This window comes from Streptomyces mirabilis (assembly GCF_039503195.1).
Classification (GTDB): Bacteria; Actinomycetota; Actinomycetes; order Streptomycetales; family Streptomycetaceae; genus Streptomyces; species Streptomyces mirabilis_D.
Genome location: NZ_JBCJKP010000001.1, coordinates 8,904,613 through 8,920,727 on the forward strand (window position 1 = coordinate 8,904,613; position 16,115 = coordinate 8,920,727).

12 protein-coding genes, 3 tRNA genes and 1 pseudogene are annotated in these 16,115 nt (G+C 71.8%); 10 read left to right on the top strand and 6 right to left on the bottom strand.

What is annotated here, in order from left to right:
* Positions 1-168: 168 nt before the first annotated feature.
* Positions 169-1,149, bottom strand: a complete 981-nt coding sequence (locus tag AAFF41_RS40385; protein ID WP_319754323.1) for a threonine ammonia-lyase — start codon at positions 1,147-1,149, stop codon at positions 169-171.
* Positions 1,150-1,650: 501 nt separating this feature from the next.
* Here AAFF41_RS40385 and ligD point away from each other — a divergent pair.
* Both ligD and AAFF41_RS40395 read left to right on the top strand, forming a co-directional pair.
* A pseudogene (gene ligD, locus AAFF41_RS40390) lies at positions 1,651-2,666 on the top strand (non-homologous end-joining DNA ligase).
* A gap of 155 nt (positions 2,667-2,821) precedes the next feature.
* Positions 2,822-3,859 carry a LacI family DNA-binding transcriptional regulator gene (locus tag AAFF41_RS40395; RefSeq protein ID WP_319754321.1) on the top strand — a complete coding sequence of 346 codons (1,038 nt, stop codon included), beginning with the start codon at positions 2,822-2,824 and terminating at the stop codon, positions 3,857-3,859.
* A 57-nt stretch (positions 3,860-3,916) separates the two neighbouring features.
* On the opposite strand, the gene AAFF41_RS40400 is transcribed toward AAFF41_RS40395, so the two are convergent.
* Together AAFF41_RS40400 and AAFF41_RS40405 are read right to left on the bottom strand one after the other, a co-directional pair.
* Positions 3,917-4,585 carry a TetR/AcrR family transcriptional regulator gene (locus AAFF41_RS40400; protein WP_415926073.1) on the bottom strand — a complete coding sequence of 223 codons (669 nt, stop codon included), beginning with the start codon at positions 4,583-4,585 and terminating at the stop codon, positions 3,917-3,919.
* A gap of 185 nt (positions 4,586-4,770) precedes the next feature.
* Positions 4,771-5,562 carry a VOC family protein gene (locus tag AAFF41_RS40405; RefSeq protein WP_319754320.1) on the bottom strand — a complete coding sequence of 264 codons (792 nt, stop codon included), beginning with the start codon at positions 5,560-5,562 and terminating at the stop codon, positions 4,771-4,773.
* Positions 5,563-5,795: 233 nt separating this feature from the next.
* Here AAFF41_RS40405 and AAFF41_RS40410 point away from each other — a divergent pair, with 233 nt between their 5' ends.
* The 4 genes from AAFF41_RS40410 (at position 5,796) to AAFF41_RS40425 (ending at position 7,834) form a co-directional block, all read left to right on the top strand.
* On the top strand, positions 5,796-6,044 hold the full coding sequence (locus tag AAFF41_RS40410; protein WP_177324188.1) for a WhiB family transcriptional regulator: 249 nt from the start codon (positions 5,796-5,798) through the stop codon (positions 6,042-6,044).
* A 243-nt stretch (positions 6,045-6,287) separates the two neighbouring features.
* Positions 6,288-6,359 (top strand) — tRNA-Ala (locus AAFF41_RS40415).
* Positions 6,360-6,399: 40 nt separating this feature from the next.
* Positions 6,400-6,471 (top strand) — tRNA-Glu (locus AAFF41_RS40420).
* Positions 6,472-6,499: 28 nt separating this feature from the next.
* Entirely contained in the window at positions 6,500-7,834 is a 1,335-nt protein-coding gene (locus tag AAFF41_RS40425; RefSeq protein WP_343325598.1) for an SDR family NAD(P)-dependent oxidoreductase, read from the top strand.
* Here AAFF41_RS40425 and AAFF41_RS40430 read toward each other — a convergent pair.
* On the bottom strand, positions 7,813-8,229 hold the full coding sequence (locus AAFF41_RS40430) for a hypothetical protein (protein WP_343325599.1): 417 nt from the start codon (positions 8,227-8,229) through the stop codon (positions 7,813-7,815). The two genes, AAFF41_RS40425 and AAFF41_RS40430, sit on opposite strands and share 22 nt — an antisense overlap.
* 122 nt (positions 8,230-8,351) lie before the next feature.
* Between AAFF41_RS40430 and AAFF41_RS40435 the strand changes: the two genes are divergently transcribed.
* From AAFF41_RS40435 to AAFF41_RS40450, 4 genes are all read left to right on the top strand, one after another.
* Positions 8,352-9,050, top strand: coding sequence for a leucine-rich repeat domain-containing protein (locus AAFF41_RS40435; RefSeq protein ID WP_343325600.1), 699 nt, complete (start codon positions 8,352-8,354; stop codon positions 9,048-9,050).
* Positions 9,039-9,115: transfer RNA gene (locus tag AAFF41_RS40440), tRNA-Trp, on the top strand. Before AAFF41_RS40435 ends, AAFF41_RS40440 begins: the two co-directional genes overlap by 12 nt.
* Positions 9,116-9,398: 283 nt before the next feature.
* On the top strand, positions 9,399-10,562 hold the full coding sequence (locus AAFF41_RS40445; RefSeq protein WP_343325601.1) for an RNA-guided endonuclease InsQ/TnpB family protein: 1,164 nt from the start codon (positions 9,399-9,401) through the stop codon (positions 10,560-10,562).
* A gap of 98 nt (positions 10,563-10,660) precedes the next feature.
* Positions 10,661-14,029, top strand: a complete 3,369-nt coding sequence (locus tag AAFF41_RS40450; RefSeq protein WP_343325602.1) for a hypothetical protein — start codon at positions 10,661-10,663, stop codon at positions 14,027-14,029.
* Positions 14,030-14,050: 21 nt separating this feature from the next.
* On the opposite strand, the gene AAFF41_RS40455 is transcribed toward AAFF41_RS40450, so the two are convergent.
* Both AAFF41_RS40455 and ddaH read right to left on the bottom strand, forming a co-directional pair.
* Entirely contained in the window at positions 14,051-15,028 is a 978-nt protein-coding gene (locus AAFF41_RS40455; RefSeq protein WP_054228076.1) for an acyl-ACP desaturase, read from the bottom strand.
* Positions 15,029-15,235: 207 nt separating this feature from the next.
* Entirely contained in the window at positions 15,236-16,012 is a 777-nt protein-coding gene (ddaH, locus tag AAFF41_RS40460) for a dimethylargininase (protein ID WP_319752027.1), read from the bottom strand.
* Between the last annotated feature and the right edge of the window lie 103 nt (positions 16,013-16,115).

Here is a 16,115-nt window from a genome sequence, read left to right on the forward strand (position 1 = left end):
TGATCGGTCTGCCGCACGATGACGGAACGCCTGCGGTGCAGGTCGATGCCGACGTATTGGTGTCCGTCATACTCGCTCACCAGGGGCCTCCTTCGCCGTGACGAACGTGAGGACCCGGGACCTACCCAGGCAGCCCACGGGGGGCGGAGGCCCCGCCCCTTCATCGCATCAAGACGTGGGGATGGGAGCCGCGCCGACCCAGCGGTGGTAGGCGTCTACGTCGACGTTGCTGCCGCACACGATGGTGACGACGTGTCGGCCGGCGAAGCGGTCGCGGTCTTCGAGGATCGCCGCGATGCCGAGCGCGGCCGAAGGTTCGACGACGAGGCCGGCGTGGTCGAGGAGCAACCGCATACCGGCGATGATCGATGCCTCCCGGACCAGGACGGCGTCGTCGGCGACAAGGAGGAGGTCGTCCAGGACGGCCGGGACGGGATGCCGCCCCGCGACGCCGTCAGCGATGGTGTCGGTCGAATCGGTGGTGACGACACGTCGCCTGCGCCACGAGTGTGTCATCGCCGGTGCGCCCAGCGGCTGGACGCAGATCACCTCGACTTCGGGTGCCAGTGCCTTCACCACATGACCCACGCCGGTGGCCAGCGCCCCACCGCCGAGAGCAATCAGGACGGTGTCGAACGACGTCGCGGTGCCCACCAGTTCCAGGCCGATGGTCGCCGCGCCCTCGCAGGTCTCGATGTCCAGGCTGTCTTCGACCAGCCGGATGCCGTCACACCGTGCGATGGCCGCCGCCCGCTCGCGAGCCATCTCGTGGTCGCCGTCCACCAGCTCCAACCCGGCCCCCAACGCGCGGATGCGATCAAGCTTGGCCCGGGTCGCAGATCGGGATGCCACGACGGTGACGTCGAGCCCCCGGCCGCGACCGGACCACGCGAGGGCCTGGCCAAGGTTGCCCGCACTCGCACACACCACGGCCCGCGAGGCATGGTCGGTCAGCAGGCTCGCGACTACCTCGGTGCCGCGGGCCTTGAAGCTGCGGACCGGGTTCGCCGTTTCGAGCTTGATGCTCACCGTGCACCCGAGGCCGGGCTCCAGCGCCTCGCAGCGGTACAGCGGAGTGTCGAGAAAGACCGGGTCGATCACCCGGCGGGCCGCCCGGATCCGGGCCGTGTCGAGACGCGTCTCCTGCACGGCACAGCAGCGTAGCGCCACCGGCGCTGGTTCCATGAGCAACTCTCGGGAGTCGCGGGTCGGTTGAGGTGCGTCACGCTGCGACGGGTTCCTCGGGGCGTTCGACGGGGCCCCTTGGTCGTTGCAGTCGTGCACCGGCTCACGCGCCCCTGTCTCTCACGGCCGTGCCTGATCAGCCACAGCGTCGGCAGGACAGTACGTCGCAGGCCCCGCGGCCACCGTGTCGGTCTCGGTCACGGACGACGTCAGCAGGCGGGACCGACCGCGAGCTGCACCGCTTCGCGCGAGGCCGCGGAGCGCCTTGTCCTCGCGCTTCGCGTACGCCTCCAGGTGCTTGATCGTCGCCTCGGGCGACTTCACCCACCGGTTGGAGACGCACTTCGACCCCTTGAGGTCCGCGACCTCGCCGTAGGGCTGGATGAGGAGCGTTTCGATTCTGCGGCGACACGACGCCTTTCGCCCGGTGTGCGAGCTGCGCGGGCTGGGCCTACCGTGGCTCGCATGGCCGATGCGGTGGAACTCGACGCAGCCGGGAGGACCGTACGTCTGTCCAGCCCGGGCAGGATCTTCTTCCCGGAGCGCGGCTTCACGAAGCTGGACCTCGCCCAGTACTACCTGTCCGTCGGCGAGGGCATCCTGCGCGCCCTGCGCAACCGCCCCACCACCCTGGAGCGGTACCCGGAGGGCGTCACGGGTGAGAGCTTCTTCCAGAAGCGGGCGCCCAAGAACATGCCCGAGTGGATCCCGACCGCGCACATCACCTTCCCCAGCGGGCGCACCGCCGACGAGATGTGTCCCACCGAGGTCGCGGCCGTGGTGTGGGCCGCGCAGTACGGCACCCTCACCTTCCACCCGTGGCCGGTGCGCCGCGACGACGTCGACCACCCCGACGAGCTCCGCATCGACCTCGACCCACAGCCCGGCACGGACTACGACGACGCCGTGCGCGCCGCCCATGAGCTGCGCGAGGTCCTGCACGAGTACGGCGACCTGCGCGGCTGGCCCAAGACGTCCGGCGGCCGAGGGCTGCATGTCTTCGTCCCGATCGCGCCGCGCTGGACCTTCACCCAGGTTCGCCGGGCCGCGATCGCCGCCGGGCGCGAACTCGAACGCCGCATGCCTGACCAGGTGACCACCGCCTGGTGGAAGGAGGAACGCGGCGAGAAGATCTTCGTCGACTACAACCAGACCGCGCGGGACCGCACGATCGCCTCCGCCTATTCGGTACGGCCCAGCCCGCACGCCCCCGTCTCCGCGCCCCTGCGCTGGGACGAGGTGGCCGAAGCGCGTCCTCGGGACTTCGACCTGGCGACCATGCCCAAGCGCTTCGCCGAACTCGGCGATGTGCACGCCGACATGGACGACCACGCCTTCTCCCTCGAAGCGCTCCTGGAGCTGGCCAGCCGCGACGAACACGACCACGGTCTCGGGGACCTGCCGTATCCCCCGAGTACCCGAAGATGCCGGGCGAGCCCAAACGGGTACAACCGAGCCGGGCCAAGCGCGAGGACGGCTAGGGCCTGTCCGGCGGCTCAAGTCGGCGGTCCCGCAGCGGCGCGGTGGATGTCGGTAGCATTCCCGCGGTGCCTCGGTGGACGTCGGTAGGGGAGCGCTCTCCACGTGTGCTGCCCGGGGCTATCCTTCTTGGCAACCGCCGAGGAGGAGCCCTGAGGTGACCGAGACAGCGTCGCGCCCCACGCTGGAGGCCGTGGCCGCGCGAGCCGGGGTCTCACGGGCCACCGCCTCGCGTGTCGTCAACGGCGGCGACGGAGTGCGCGAACCGCTCGTCGAGCGGGTCAGGCGGGCCGTCGAGGAACTCGGTTACGTCCCCAACCAGGCCGCCCGAAGCCTGGTCACCCGGCGCCACGACGCCGTCGCCGTCGTCATCGCCGAACCGGAGACCAGGGTCTTCGCCGACCCCTTCTTCGCCCTCCAGCTCCGCGGCATCAGCAAGGAGCTGACCGCGCACGACTCGCAGCTCGTCCTGCTGCTCACCGAGGGCCGCGACGACCACGCGCGTGTCGGCCGGTATCTCGCCGGCGGCCATGTCGACGGCGCGCTCGTCTTCTCCCTGCACCTCGACGACCCGCTGCCGGAGCTGATCCACGGCGCGGGCGTGCCGACCGTGTTCGGTGGGCGACCCGGCTGGGGCGACGGCGCGCGGCGGGCCGTCTACGTCGACAGCGACAACCGGGGCGGCGCCCGCGAGGCCGTACGCCATCTCGTCGGACTCGGCCGCACCCGCGTCGCGCACATCACCGGCGCCCTCGACCAGACCTCCGCCGTCGACCGGCTCGACGGCTTCCGGGACGTCAGGGGCGACGCCGATCCGGGCCTCGTCGTCGAGGGCGACTTCACGCCCGCGGGCGGCGAGCGTGCGATGCGCGAGCTGCTGGAGCGCTGCCCGGACGTCGACGCGGTGTTCGCGGCGAACGACCTGACGGCCTCGGGAGCCCTGCGGGTGCTGCGCGAGCGGGGGCGGCGGGTACCGGACGACGTCGCCGTGATCGGGTTCGACGACATGCTGCCGGTCGCCGAACAGACGGACCCACCGCTCACGACGGTCCGTCAGGACATAGAGGAAATGGGACGGTTGATGGCCCGACTGCTGCTGCGGGACCTCGATCGCCGGGCGGGCAAGCAGAGGGCGGACGGTGGCCCGGCCGGCGTGGTGCTGCCGACGACGTTGGTGCGGCGGGTTTCCGCGTAGGACCGTCTCCGTGGTGCGTCCGCCCGCTCCGGTTCCGTTCCCTCCTGTTCCCTTCCTTCAGTCCCGGTGCGGCCCCAAGTTGCCGAGGAACGTGCCGAGCTGGGTCGAGGTGAGCGACGGCTCGGGCAGCGGGGCGGCGGTGGGGGAGGCGCGCAGTCCGTCGAGGAGGAGGGCGAGGGGGCGGCGCCAGGCGTCCGGGGCGGTGCTCGTGAGGGCCGGGACGGCGCGGCCGAGTACGGCCAGCGCGACGAGGAGGTCCTCGGCGGTGAGATCGTCGCGGACCGTGCCCTGTTCGCGGCCGCGGCGCAGGAGCACCTCCACGGTCTCCCGGTTGTGAGCGTGCACGGAGTCGAGGGAGCGGACGCCCTCCAGATGGGTGGTCATCAGATCGTTGGCACCGCGGTCGGCGGCGAGGCCCTCGAAGACCTCTTCGACGTATCCCAGCAGACCCGCCCAGGCGTCCTCGGCGATCCGGGCCCGGTCTCCGGCGTCCATGGTCTGCGAGAGCGAGTCGCGGAAGACCGCGTCGACCAGCGCGGCGCGGCTGGGGAAATGCCGGTACAGCGTGGCGTTTCCGACACCGGCCCGGCGTGCGATCACATCCAGCGGCGCGTCCAGGCCCTGCGCGGCGAACACCTCACGAGCCGCCTCGACCAGCAGCTCGCGGTTGCGCCGTGCGTCGCGCCGCCGCACCGGATCGGGCCCGTTGACGTCGACCTTCATCATGTCGCCTCCCGGAAGTTCCGGGGAGTACTCCCCGGAACTGATGGTAGCGTCCAATCGAGAACTGGGGAGTGATCCCCGTATTCCGGGCAGGGCGAGGCGGGGCGGAAATTTCCGGGCGGGGCAGGACTGAAGAGGGGGCCGGTGGGACGCACGTGTCAGGAGTCCCACCGGCCTCGCTCGTACGCTCAGCTCTCTCGCGTCGCGCTCTTGATGACCGCGAAGCGCGCCCCGTACGGGTCGGCGAGCTTCGCCATGCGGCCGACGCCCTCCAGGTCCGTGGCGGGCATGCGGACCGTGCCGCCCAGCTCCTGGGCCTTGCTGACGGTGGCGTCCGTGTCGGTGACCTCGAAGTACGGCAGCCAGTACGCGCCCGACTGGGCCTCGGTCGGGTCGTCGGCCAGCGGAACGACGCCGCCGAACATGTCCGACTCCTGCGCCCCGGCGGGGTTGATGCAGGTGTAGGTGCCGCCGGGGAAGGGAGTGGCCGAGGTCTCCCAGCCGAACACGGAGTTGTAGAACGCGGCGGCCGCCGGCTCGTCCGGGGTGTAGAGCTCGACCCAGCACAGCGAACCCGGCTCACCCGCCACGTCGATGCCCTTGGTCAGGGCCGGCTGCCAGATGCCGAAGGGCACACCCGCCTCGTCCCCGAGAATCGCCATGTGGCCCTGGCCCATGACATCCATGGGCTGGACGATCACGCTGCCGCCGGCCTGCTCGGCCGCCTTGGCCGTGGCCTGCGCGTCGGGACTCTGGAAGTACACCGTCCAGGAGGGCGGGCCCTGTTCCTCGGTGGTCTGCATACCGCCCGCGGCGGTCTTTCCGCCGAGCTGGAAGAAACCGTAGCCGCCGGCGTCGGGCCCTGCCGACTGGAACTGCCAGCCGAAGAGGCCGCCATAGAAGGATGAGGCGCCTTCGATGTCGGGGGTGCCGACATCGAGCCAGTTCGGAGCGCCCGTGACAAAGCGGGTGGTGAGCATGTTGTGCCCTCCTCTGAGGGGTCCCGTTGCCTGTACCGCCGAGTCTGGCACCGCCCACTGACAATCGGGGCCAGGACTCCCGCCGCGGGCAGGAGAGACCATGGTGATTACCCTGGGTGATCGGTTATGTTTGTTTTGTTTTCATACTTTGCGGCGAGCCGCCTGGTATCCCGCAACATGGCGTTGATCCCACGTTGATCGAACGTTTTTCGCCGCGCGGCACGATCCTCGTCATGCACACCGACACCATGACCCCGGCCGACTCCGCCTGGCAGGAGCAGGCGTTGTGCGCGCAGACCGGGGCCGACTTCTTCTTTCCCGAGCCGGGCAGCTCGGTGCGTGAGGCAAAGCGCATCTGCGGGATGTGCGAGATGCGCTCCGCCTGCCTCGAGTACGCGCTGAACAACGACGAACGCTTCGGCGTCTGGGGCGGCCTGTCCGAGAAGGAACGGCTCAGCCTCCGGCGCGCGGACCAGAACTGACCCCAACGACGCCGAAACCGGCCCCTGCGACGCCGGGCCCCGCGCCGGACGCCGTGAACAGCCGCGTCCGGGCCGCGTCCTGCCCCGGGCCGCGTCCTGCCCTGCACCGGACCGACGCCCTGCCCGGTCCGGCGCCCTGCCCGGTCCGGCGCCCTGCCCGGTCCGGCGCCCTGCCCGGTCCGGCGCCCTGCCGTAATTCGGTGGGGCGATCCGGCGGCGCTGGCTAGGATCGGCGTGGCGCACCCGGGCGTAGAGCAGAGGCAGACTCGCCGCCTTGGCAAGGCGGATACGCCGGTTCGAATCCGGTCGTCCGGGCTGCGTCCGGCCGGGTGGACCTCACGGCCGGGGACAGCGGGGTCCTGTAGAGCAGAGGCAGACTCGCCGCCCTCTCAAGGCGGATACGCCGGTTCGAATCCGGTCAGGACCACGGCGGCGCACACGCGGGGCGGGGACAGATGGGTGACGGCGGCGCGATCACACAGGACGAACTGGCGGCGTTCCACCGTACGGTCGGCAAGCTGCGGGCTCTGCCCGTCGACGACCCGGTGAGGCTGCGTGCCGAACAGGTCGCCGCGTCCTTCGCGAGAGACGGGCGGGTGCGCAGGCGCAAGGTGCGCGGCGCCGAACTCTCCGCCGCCGACGCGGCCGTGATGGCCGCGACCGCGACGGGAGCGCTCGACCGGCGGGAGGACGCGCCGCTCGCCCGTCCCGGGGGCGGCGGCGTCTTCGTGAAGCCCCGCTCCTGCTATGTCTGCAAGACGCCCTATCGACAGGTCGACGCCTTCTACCACCGACTGTGCCCGGACTGCGCCGCCGACAACACCGCCCGGCGTGGGCTCACCACCGACCTGAGCGGCCGGCGCGCGCTGCTCACCGGAGGCCGGGTCAAGATCGGCTTCCAGCTGGCCCTGATGATGCTGCGCGACGGCGCCGAACTCCTCGTCACCAGCCGCTTTCCGCACGACACCATGCGTCGCTTCCGCGCCGAACCGGGCAGCGCGAAGTGGTGGGACCGGCTGACGGTGCTGGCGGTGGATCTCCGTGATCCGCGCCAGGTGCTCGGGATCTGCGAGCAGTTGAGGCAGGAGGGCGAGCCCCTCGACATCCTGGTCAACAACGCCGCGCAGACGGTACGGCGGCCCGCCGCCTCGTATGCGCTGCTGGCCGCCGGGGAGCGCGCCGGACTGCCCGAAGGGGCCCGGGAGGCACCGGGGTTCACGCCGATGCGGGCGCTGGCGAGTGGTCCCGCGGCGCTCCCCGCGGCGCTGCGGGAGGCCGACGAGGCAGGGCTGCTGCCCGACCCCTCCCCGGAGAACTCCTGGTCGGCCCGGCTGGGCGCACTCGACCCGGCCGAGGTCCTGGAGACCCAGTTGGTCAACGCGCTCGCCCCGGCACTGCTCTGCGACCGACTGCTGCCCCTGCTGCTCGCCTCGCCCCACCCGCGGCGATATGTCGTCAACGTGACCGCCGTCGAGGGCCGCTTCGCCGTACGCAACAAGATGGCCGGCCATCCGCACACCAACATGGCCAAGGCCGCCCTCAACATGCTCACGCGCACCAGCGCCGCCGAACTCGCCGAACAGGGCGTGCACATGTGCGCCGTCGACACCGGCTGGATCACCGACGAGAACCCCGCTCCCAAGAAGGAGCGGATGGTGGGCGCGGGGTTCCGCACCCCCCTCGACATCGTGGACGGAGCGGCCCGGGTGTACGACCCGATCGTGCGGGGCGAGTCGGGCGCACCCGTGTCCGGGGTGTTCCTCAAGGACTACCGGGAGGCGGAATGGTGACCGAGCCGCAGCGCAAGCCGGACCCGCGGTTCGCGGGCGTACCGGCGGTCGTACCGCGCCCTCTGACCGAACTCGCCCCGCTGCTCGACTGGTTGCGCGACGGCCGTCCGGCCGGCGAGCGGCTGGACTTCACGGCCGGTACGGCGCTGCCCGACGGGCGCCTCGACCTGTGCAAGCGGGGACTCGGAGCGCGGGGCGCGGCGCTGGTCGCCGAAGCCCTCTCCGAGATGTCCGGCGTCTCGGACAGGCCCTCTCCCGTACGGCATTTGCTGCTCGGCACCGACGGGCTCGGCGACGAGGGTGCGGTCGCGGTCGCCGCGCGTGCCGAGGTCGAGACGCTGTACCTCGGCTGCAACGGGATCACCGCGGGCGGCGCCTGCCGCATCGCCGACCACCTGCGCGCCTCGCCGCGGGTCGTCACGGGCGTCTGGCTCAAACGCAACCCGCTGGGCAGCGGGGAGGGCGGGCCGGCGCCGAACTCGTCGAGGCCGCACGGTCGTTGCGCACGCTGGACCTCGTGCAGACCGGGCTCGACGCGACGGGAGCCGTCGTCCTCGTCGACGCCCTCCTCGCCGCGACGGAGAACGGCCGCCGCGTCGAGCGGCTGTTCGTGGGCGGCAATCCGCTCGGCGCGGCGGGCGCGGTGCCGCTGTCCGCGCTCATCGCCGAAGGCGCGGTCGACGAACTCTACGCATCCGCGGCAGGGTTGGGCGACGCGGGCGCGCTGCGTCTCGCCGACGCGCTGGCGCGGGCGCCGCACGGACGGCTCACCCGGCTCTCCGTCGCCAGCAACGGCATCGGGCCGGGCGCCGCCGCCCGGCTGGTGGCGGCGGCGACCGAGGCGGGGGTCACCCTGCTCGACCTCGGCCGGGTGCGGGCGGCCGCGGTGCTCGGCGCCGCCGACAACCGCGTCGACCTCGCGGCGGCCACCGACATCGCACACACCCTCGCGAGCGCCGAACACCGCCTCACCCACCTCGTCCTCGCGCACACCGGCATGCGCAGCCGCGAGGCCCACCGTCTCCTGGACACCGCCCCGCGCGCCGCGACCGCGACCCGGTTCGTGCTGGGGCAGTCCATCGCTACCAGTGTGAAGCGGCGCCTGGACGCGCTCAGCGCGCACCTCCCGATGCCGTCGGTCCCGGCCGATGTCGCCGCCGTACGCAGCGTCCACCGCACGGCGCCGCTACGCTCGGACTCAAGGGCGGGGCCGTAGCGCAGAGGCAGGCGCACCTGGTCTCCAAAACCGGAACACGCTGGTTCGAATCCAGCCGCCCCGCCCCCCTTCCCCACAGGGTTTCCGACGATGGCCCCGGCCCGCCGCCGTGCGCCGGGAAATCCGTACGCCGCGCGCGCTTCAGCTGTTTCTGGCGAGGGACCCCGGGCCTTCAGGCCCGGGAGGAATCGCCTCCTCAACCACGGCGCCGCGCAGCGGCGCCGTTTCGCTGCGCGCCTAGCCAAGCGGCCGGCAGGGCGGTTATTGCTGATCTCGGGAGATGTTGCACATTGGCAACTGCAGGACAGACTAGCCCTGTTGTCGGTGTCGAGGAGTACGGTTCGTCGCGTGAAGATCGTCGTGCAGGCAAAGCTGCTGCCGGCCGCCGGGCAGGCGGTCGCGCTGCGGTCGACCCTGCTCGAGTGCAACGCCGCCGCGAACTGGGTGTCTCAGGTGGCATTCGTTCGCGGCATTCCGCGCGAATACGAGCTTCGGAAGCACACGTACGCCGAACTCAAGGTCCGCGGGTTAGGGGCCCAGGCGGCGCAGCATGTCATAAAGAAGGTCCGTGACGCGTACACGACGCTGCACGTGAACATCAAAGCCGGCAACCTCGGGAAGCCGCGCTCGAAGCGCCGGGTACAGGCCGAGTCCAAGCCGATCGCGTTCCGGGCCGGCGCCGCGCAGCCGTATGACGATCGGTGTCTGAGCTGGCAGCATGATGCAGGGACCGTTTCCATATGGACGACGGCCGGTCGGCTCAAAGGCGTCCGGTTCACCGGGTCCACCGACCAGCTGAAGACGCTGCGCGAGTACCGCAAAGGCGAGTCGGACCTCGTCGAACGCGACGGCGAGTTCTACCTCCTCGCAACCTGTGAGGTTCCCGAAGCCGAGCTCAACGAGAATCCGGACGGATTCCTCGGCGTCGACCTCGGTATCGTCAACATCGCAACAACGTCTGACGGCGAGGTTCTTGCAGGCCGGAGACTGAACCGGTATCGGGCCCGGCAGTTGCGCCTGCGCGCGACGCTGCAGAAGAAGGGTACGAAGTCCGCGAAGCGCCGACTGAAGGAACGCTCGCGGCGCGAACGGCGGTTCGCCGCCAACACCAATCACGTCATTTCGAAGCGCATCGTGGCAGAGGCTGAACGCACCTCCCGCGGCATCGCCCTGGAAGATCTGGGCGGCATCCGTGGGAGGGTACGGCTCAGAAGGCCCCAACGGGCCGCGGTGCACTCCTGGGCATTCGCCCAGCTCGGGCAGTTCCTGGCCTACAAGGCCCGCCGTGCCGGCGTGCCCCTGGTGTACGTCGACCCCGCATACACCAGCCAGACCTGCTCCGAATGCAACCACGTAGACAAGCGGAACCGGGCCTCGCAGGCCCGGTTCCAATGCAGGTCGTGCGGCGTCGTTGCGCACGCCGACCTGAACGCTTCCCGCAACATCGCCCGCAAAGGCGAGACCGCGTGGAAAGCGGGGCGTGAGTCACGCGTCCCAGCCGCCTCACCGTAGGCGGCTCAGATGCGGGAGGTTACGCGGCAGCCAGTCACGCCCTACCTGCAAGCCCGGTCCTTCAGGACCGGGTCAAGTTGACCAGGCACAATCCCCGCATGGATCGCACCCCGCAGCGGCACGCCGAAAGTCTGCTCAACGCCCTCGACCCGCTGCCCTTCCCCCAGCGCATGCGCGAACTCGCCCTGCGGGTGAAGGAGCAGGCCCCGCTGCGGCCCGTGCTGGAAGAACTCGAATCCCGCGGACCGTACGAACGGGGGATCGCCGTCGTCGCGGCCGCCGTCGGCCGCGACGCCGAGTGGATCGCGGACCGCATCGCCGACCCGGACACCTTCGTGCGCGGACACGCCCTCCGGGTCGCGGACAGCCTCCAAGTGCCCGACTCCGCCTACGAGTCGGCGCTCGACGACGCCCCGGAGGCGGTCCGCAGGGAGCTGTTGCGCGCGATCGTCGCGGGACGGCGCACGGCACTGGCCGACCGGCTGCTGCCGGGGCTGCGGCGGGACTGGGGCGACGCGGAGGCGGCCCGTCTGCTGCCGGGCTGCGCGCCGGAGACGGTCGCCCGGCTGCTGCCCGAACTCTTCCACGCCGTCACCGGCTGGAAGACCCTCGCCAAGCGGCATCCCGGCACCCTCCTCGACGTCGCCGAAGGCGAGCTGGCGGCGCTCCCCGAGACCCTTCGGGACACCTGGTGGGGCCGGTACGCCCCGGGCGTGGCCGCCACGGTCGAGGCACAGCCCCTGCGCGTGCTCGACCTTCTCGAACGCTTCGGGCCCGCCACCCTGCCCCTCCCGCTGCACGACCACTTCCCGCGGTTCGCGGCGGCCGACCCGAGCCGGCTGCTGCGGCTGCTGCTCACCCCCACCGGATTCGCCGCGCGCCGCTACCGGTCCCTGAGCCCCGCCGTGCTGCGCAGACTGGCCCGTTCCGACGCGCCCGAACTCCCTGCATTCAGCAGGGCCTTGGCCGACTGGGGTGATCTCGCGCCGCTCGTGAAGGCGCTGCCGCCGGCGCGACGCCACGCCTTCTACCGGGCCGCGCAGGAAGGCCGAGGAGCCGGACACGTCACCATCGACGCGATCATTCTCGCGGTGCTGCCACGCAGCTGCGTCGCCGAGGAGGCCCGACGCATGGCGGCCGTCGCACGCGAGCACGGCGCCCTCTGGAGCTCCCTGTTGCTCGCCGAGTCCTTCCTGCCGGTCGAGGAAGCACGCGCACAGCTCGTCGAGGCCACCCGCCGCCCGGCCGCCGAAGACCGCGCCGAGGCCTGGCCGTTGCTCATCCGCAACGCCGCCCGCTCCGGCGACCACGCGGCCGTCACCTCCGTCCTGGAGGAGATGGTCCGGCTGCGCAACGAACAGGACCCGGTGCGCTCGGCCGCGCTCGACGCGCTGTCCAGGGTGCGGCCCGCGCTGTTCACCGAGGACGCCGAGCCGCACCTCGACCGCATCACCGCGGACGCCGTCGAGGCCCGCGACTCCTCGCCCGCCACCCGGCACAACCTCAGCGACCTCGCCCTGTCCGTACTGCGCGAGCACGCGGCGGGCGGCCGGCGCGAGCTGGTGAACTGGGCCTTGCGCACCCTGGTCCGGATCTCCGGCAACACCGGTGGCGCCGACCTCGGCCGTCTCGACACGACCTTGCGGCGCGGCCAGGAGCACCAGGTGTACGAGGCCCTGCGCCCCTGGATCGAGGCGGGCGCCGAAAAGGCCGACTACAGCCTCGCCTTCACGCTCGCCCGCGCGGTCGGGCGGCGCGCCGCCGGCATGTCCGAACTGCAGGAACTCCTCTGGCAGGCCATCCGGTACGGCAATGACGCGACCCTGCGCCACGCGGTCGAACTGTGGCTCGAGCCGCCCGCGACCCGCGACGAGCGGGTGGCTCGCGTCCTCGCGTTCGAACCGTCCGCGGGCGCGCTGTGGCCGGTCCTGGGGATCGTCACCCGGCGCCGCACCGACCTGCTCGACCCGCTGCTCGCCGAGACCCCTCCGTACGGCCGCTTTCTGACCAAGGGCACCCCCTGGACCGTGCCGGTGGACCGCGACATACGGCGCTGGGTGCCACGCCAACAGCGCGCGTTGGCACGACAGTTGGCGGACCAGGCCGAGGACGTCGCGCTGCCGCTCTTCGAGCGGGCCGCCGCCGTCGCGCAGCACGCCCTCGTCCCGGGCAGCGGCACCGATCTCGTACGCCGCTGGACCGGGTCCCCGGACGTGCTGCTCGCCGAGGCGGCGCTCGCCGCACTCGCCCGTACGGACCGGCCCGCCGACGCGCTGCCCGAACTCCTGGCGCACGCGGACGGCGAGCGGGCGCGGGTCGCCGTCTACGCGGCCACCCAGGCGTCCCGGTACGCGGCGCCCTCGCTCCTGGCCGCGCAGCTGCGCACGGTGCTCTTCGCGCCGCGCGCCAAGGTGACCAGCCGCAAGGAGGCCGCCCGGCTCGCCGCCGTACGGCTCCCGATGCCACGGGCGGCTGCGCTGCTGACCGAGGCGTACGAGGCGCCGGGCACCCACGTCGACGTCCGCGCCGCCATCGTGGCCTTCGCGGGCGGCCTGCTCGCCGAGGAACCGGTCTGGGGACTGTTGCGGGATGCCGCGGGCGCCGAGCCGGTGCTGCGCACCGCGATCCTGCGGGTCACCCCGCTGGACCTGCCCGAGCCCCACCGCGAGCGGTACGCCGGACTGGTCCGCGAGGTGTCGTCCACCGACGATCCCGAGACCGCCACCCTGGCCTTCGACGCCCTGGCCCGCTGGGCGCCCTGGTCCCCCGAGTCGCCGACGGTCCTCGCCGACGCCGTCACCGATCTGACGAGGCGCATCAGCTGGCGCGCGGCGGCCGATGGTCTGGTGACCGCGGCTGCGGGCTCACCACGCGGCGGCCGGGGCCTTCAACAGGCGCTGCGGGCGTTGGCGGAGGCGGAGACGGCAGCGGCGACGGAGGAGAGCGGCCGCGCCGATGCCGACGAGCGGCGCGACCGACCGGCCAGGCGGCGTGTCGACCACCTTGTCGTGCGCCTCGCCCAGCAGGCCAGGACGGCCCCGGGACCCGTCCGTCCCGCGGCCCTCGCCGCCGGCGAGCTGCTCGCCGGGTACGACGCCTTCGTACCGCAGGCGGCCGCGATCACGGCGTTCCACCTGGATCTGGACGGGGAACCGGGGGACCTGGAGCGCCTGGCCGCCCTCACCGAGGGACGTCCGGCGCTGGCCGCACGGACGGCCCGGGAGTTCGGGGAGCGACTGCGACGGCAGGCGCAGGAGGGGGATCCCGGCGTCCTGCTGGAGGTGGTGCGGCGGCTGGGCGCGCACGGCGGACACGGCGAGGGGCTGCTCGCGGCGGCCGTCACGGGGGCGATCGGCGCCCGCACGGGCTGGGCCGCCCCCTGGCGGGAGCGGCTGAGAGCACTGCGCCGCCACCCGGTGGCCGACGTGCGGGACGCGGCGCTGGACCAGGTGACGGCGTACGAGTGAGGCGGTTTCGACCGGAGAGGGTCAGCCGGCGGCGCGCGCGGCCATCCGGGCCTTGCGGGCCGCGAGCTTCTCGTCGAACTTCGAGGCCTCCGCGTCCAGGCCACCCATGAAGAACCCGAGCTCCTCCTGGGCCTGCAGGCCCTCGGGGCCGAGGCCGTCCATCTCCAGGACCTTCAGGTGGCGCAGCACCGGCTGCAGCACGTCGTCGTGGTGGATGCGCATGTTGTAGACCTCGCCGATGGCCATCTGCGCGGCGGCGCGCTCGAAGCCGGGCATGCCGTGTCCGGGCATCCGGAAGTTGACGATGACGTCGCGGACGGACTGCATGGTCAGGTCGGGGGCCAGCTCGAACGCGGCCTTGAGCAGGTTCCGGTAGAAGACCATGTGCAGGTTCTCGTCGGTCGCGATGCGCGCCAGCATGCGGTCGCAGACCGGGTCGCCCGACTGGTGACCGGTGTTGCGGTGCGAGACGCGGGTCGCGAGCTCCTGGAAGGCGACGTACGCGACCGTGTGCAGCATCGAGTGGCGGTTGTCCGACTCGAAGCCCTCGTTCATGTGCGCCATACGGGACGCCTCGAGCTTGTCGGGGTCCACGGCGCGCGAGGCGAGCAGGTAGTCGCGCATCACGATGCCGTGTCGGCCCTCCTCGGCGGTCCAGCGGTGCACCCAGGTGCCCCAGGCGCCGTCACGGCCGAAGAGCGCGGCGATCTCGTGGTGGTAGCTCGGCAGGTTGTCCTCGGTGAGCAGATTGACGACCAGCGCGATCCGGCCGATCTCCGTGACCTTGGACTGCTTCTTGTCCCAGGCCTCGCCGTCCTCGAAGAAGCCGGGGAAGTTCCGGGCGTCGCCGAACGGCACGTACTCGTGCGGCATCCAGTCCTTGGCCACCTTGAGGTGGCGGTTGAGCTCGGTCTCGACCACTTCTTCCAACGCGTAGAGCAGCCGAGCGTCGGTCCAGTCGGTGGACGGGCTGCCAAGGTGGGGAGAAGTGATCGTCACGGGTGCTCCAGGGGGACGTGAAATTACTGAGCGAGTTACTGAGCGTGTTGCCGGGCGTGCAGCCGAGCGAGTTGCTCGGCGGGTCACCGAGCGGAGACGAAACCTACGGCATCGTAGGCTACGTATCCGTAGGTTACGAAACCGTAGGTTAAGTTTGCTGTAAAGAGTGCCTGATCAGTGGGGGTCCCAGCGGGGGAGCGGGCGTGCTCAGACGTACAGCTCCCGAAGCCGTACCGAAAGGCATGTCACACACCCCTCGAGCTTCTCGAACTCGCTGATGTCCACGAGAACCGGTACGTGACCGAGGCTCGCGAGCAGCTCCGCCGTCTTCGGGGCACTCGCCGCCATCAGCAGCTTCCCGCCGCCGAGCAGCACGACATGCGCCCCGGACTCCTCCGGCACCGGCAGGAAGCGCGGGAACAGCGAAGGCATGTCCACCAGGGGCTCATGGCCGATCACCGTCCCGTCGGGCAGCGCGGTGACCGCCGACTTCAGATGCAGCACCTTGTTCACGGGTACGGCCACGACCCGCGCCCCGAGCGGTTCGAGGGCCGCCCGCAGCTGCTGGACCCCGGCCGCGTTGGTGCGCCCGCCGCGGCCCACGTACACCGTGTCGCCGACCTTCAGGACGTCGCCGCCGTCCAGGGTGCCCGGCTCCCAGATCCAGTTCACCGAGCAGCCCAGCCGGGCCACGGCCTCCTCGACCCCGGCGGTCTCGGCGCGGCGGGACTCGGCGCCGGGGCGGGAGATCAGGGCGACATTGCGGAAGACGACCACGGCGTCCTCGACGAACACCGAGTCGGGGCAGTCGTCGGCCGGATCGACCTCGACGGTCTCCCAGCCGTGCGTGCGCAGCGCCTCGGCGTACGCCTCCCACTGCTCGACGGCCAGGTCGACGTCCACCTTCTCGCGCTCGATGTGCGTCACCAGTCCCTCGGCGAGACGGGGACTGGGCCTGCGGATGAGGGCTTTCTGGCTGGGCACGAGCGGTCTCCGAATCGGCAGGGTGCATCGGCGCACATCATGCAGCGCCGTTCGCGCGCACAACAGCCCCCGACTCGGCACCCCCGGACCGGACGGCGGGCGG

What these genes read in the sequence shown, in the direction of transcription:
- AAFF41_RS40400 (WP_415926073.1), bottom strand. Translation starts at nt 4,585, where the DNA reads ATGATGAAGGTCGACGTCAACGGGCCCGATCCGGTGCGGCGGCGCGAC.
- AAFF41_RS40405 (WP_319754320.1), bottom strand. Translation starts at nt 5,562, where the DNA reads ATGCTCACCACCCGCTTTGTCACGGGCGCTCCGAACTGGCTCGATGTC.
- AAFF41_RS40410 (WP_177324188.1), top strand. Translation starts at nt 5,796, where the DNA reads ATGCACACCGACACCATGACCCCGGCCGACTCCGCCTGGCAGGAGCAG.
- AAFF41_RS40425 (WP_343325598.1), top strand. Translation starts at nt 6,500, where the DNA reads ATGGGTGACGGCGGCGCGATCACACAGGACGAACTGGCGGCGTTCCAC.
- AAFF41_RS40450 (WP_343325602.1), top strand. Translation starts at nt 10,661, where the DNA reads ATGGATCGCACCCCGCAGCGGCACGCCGAAAGTCTGCTCAACGCCCTC.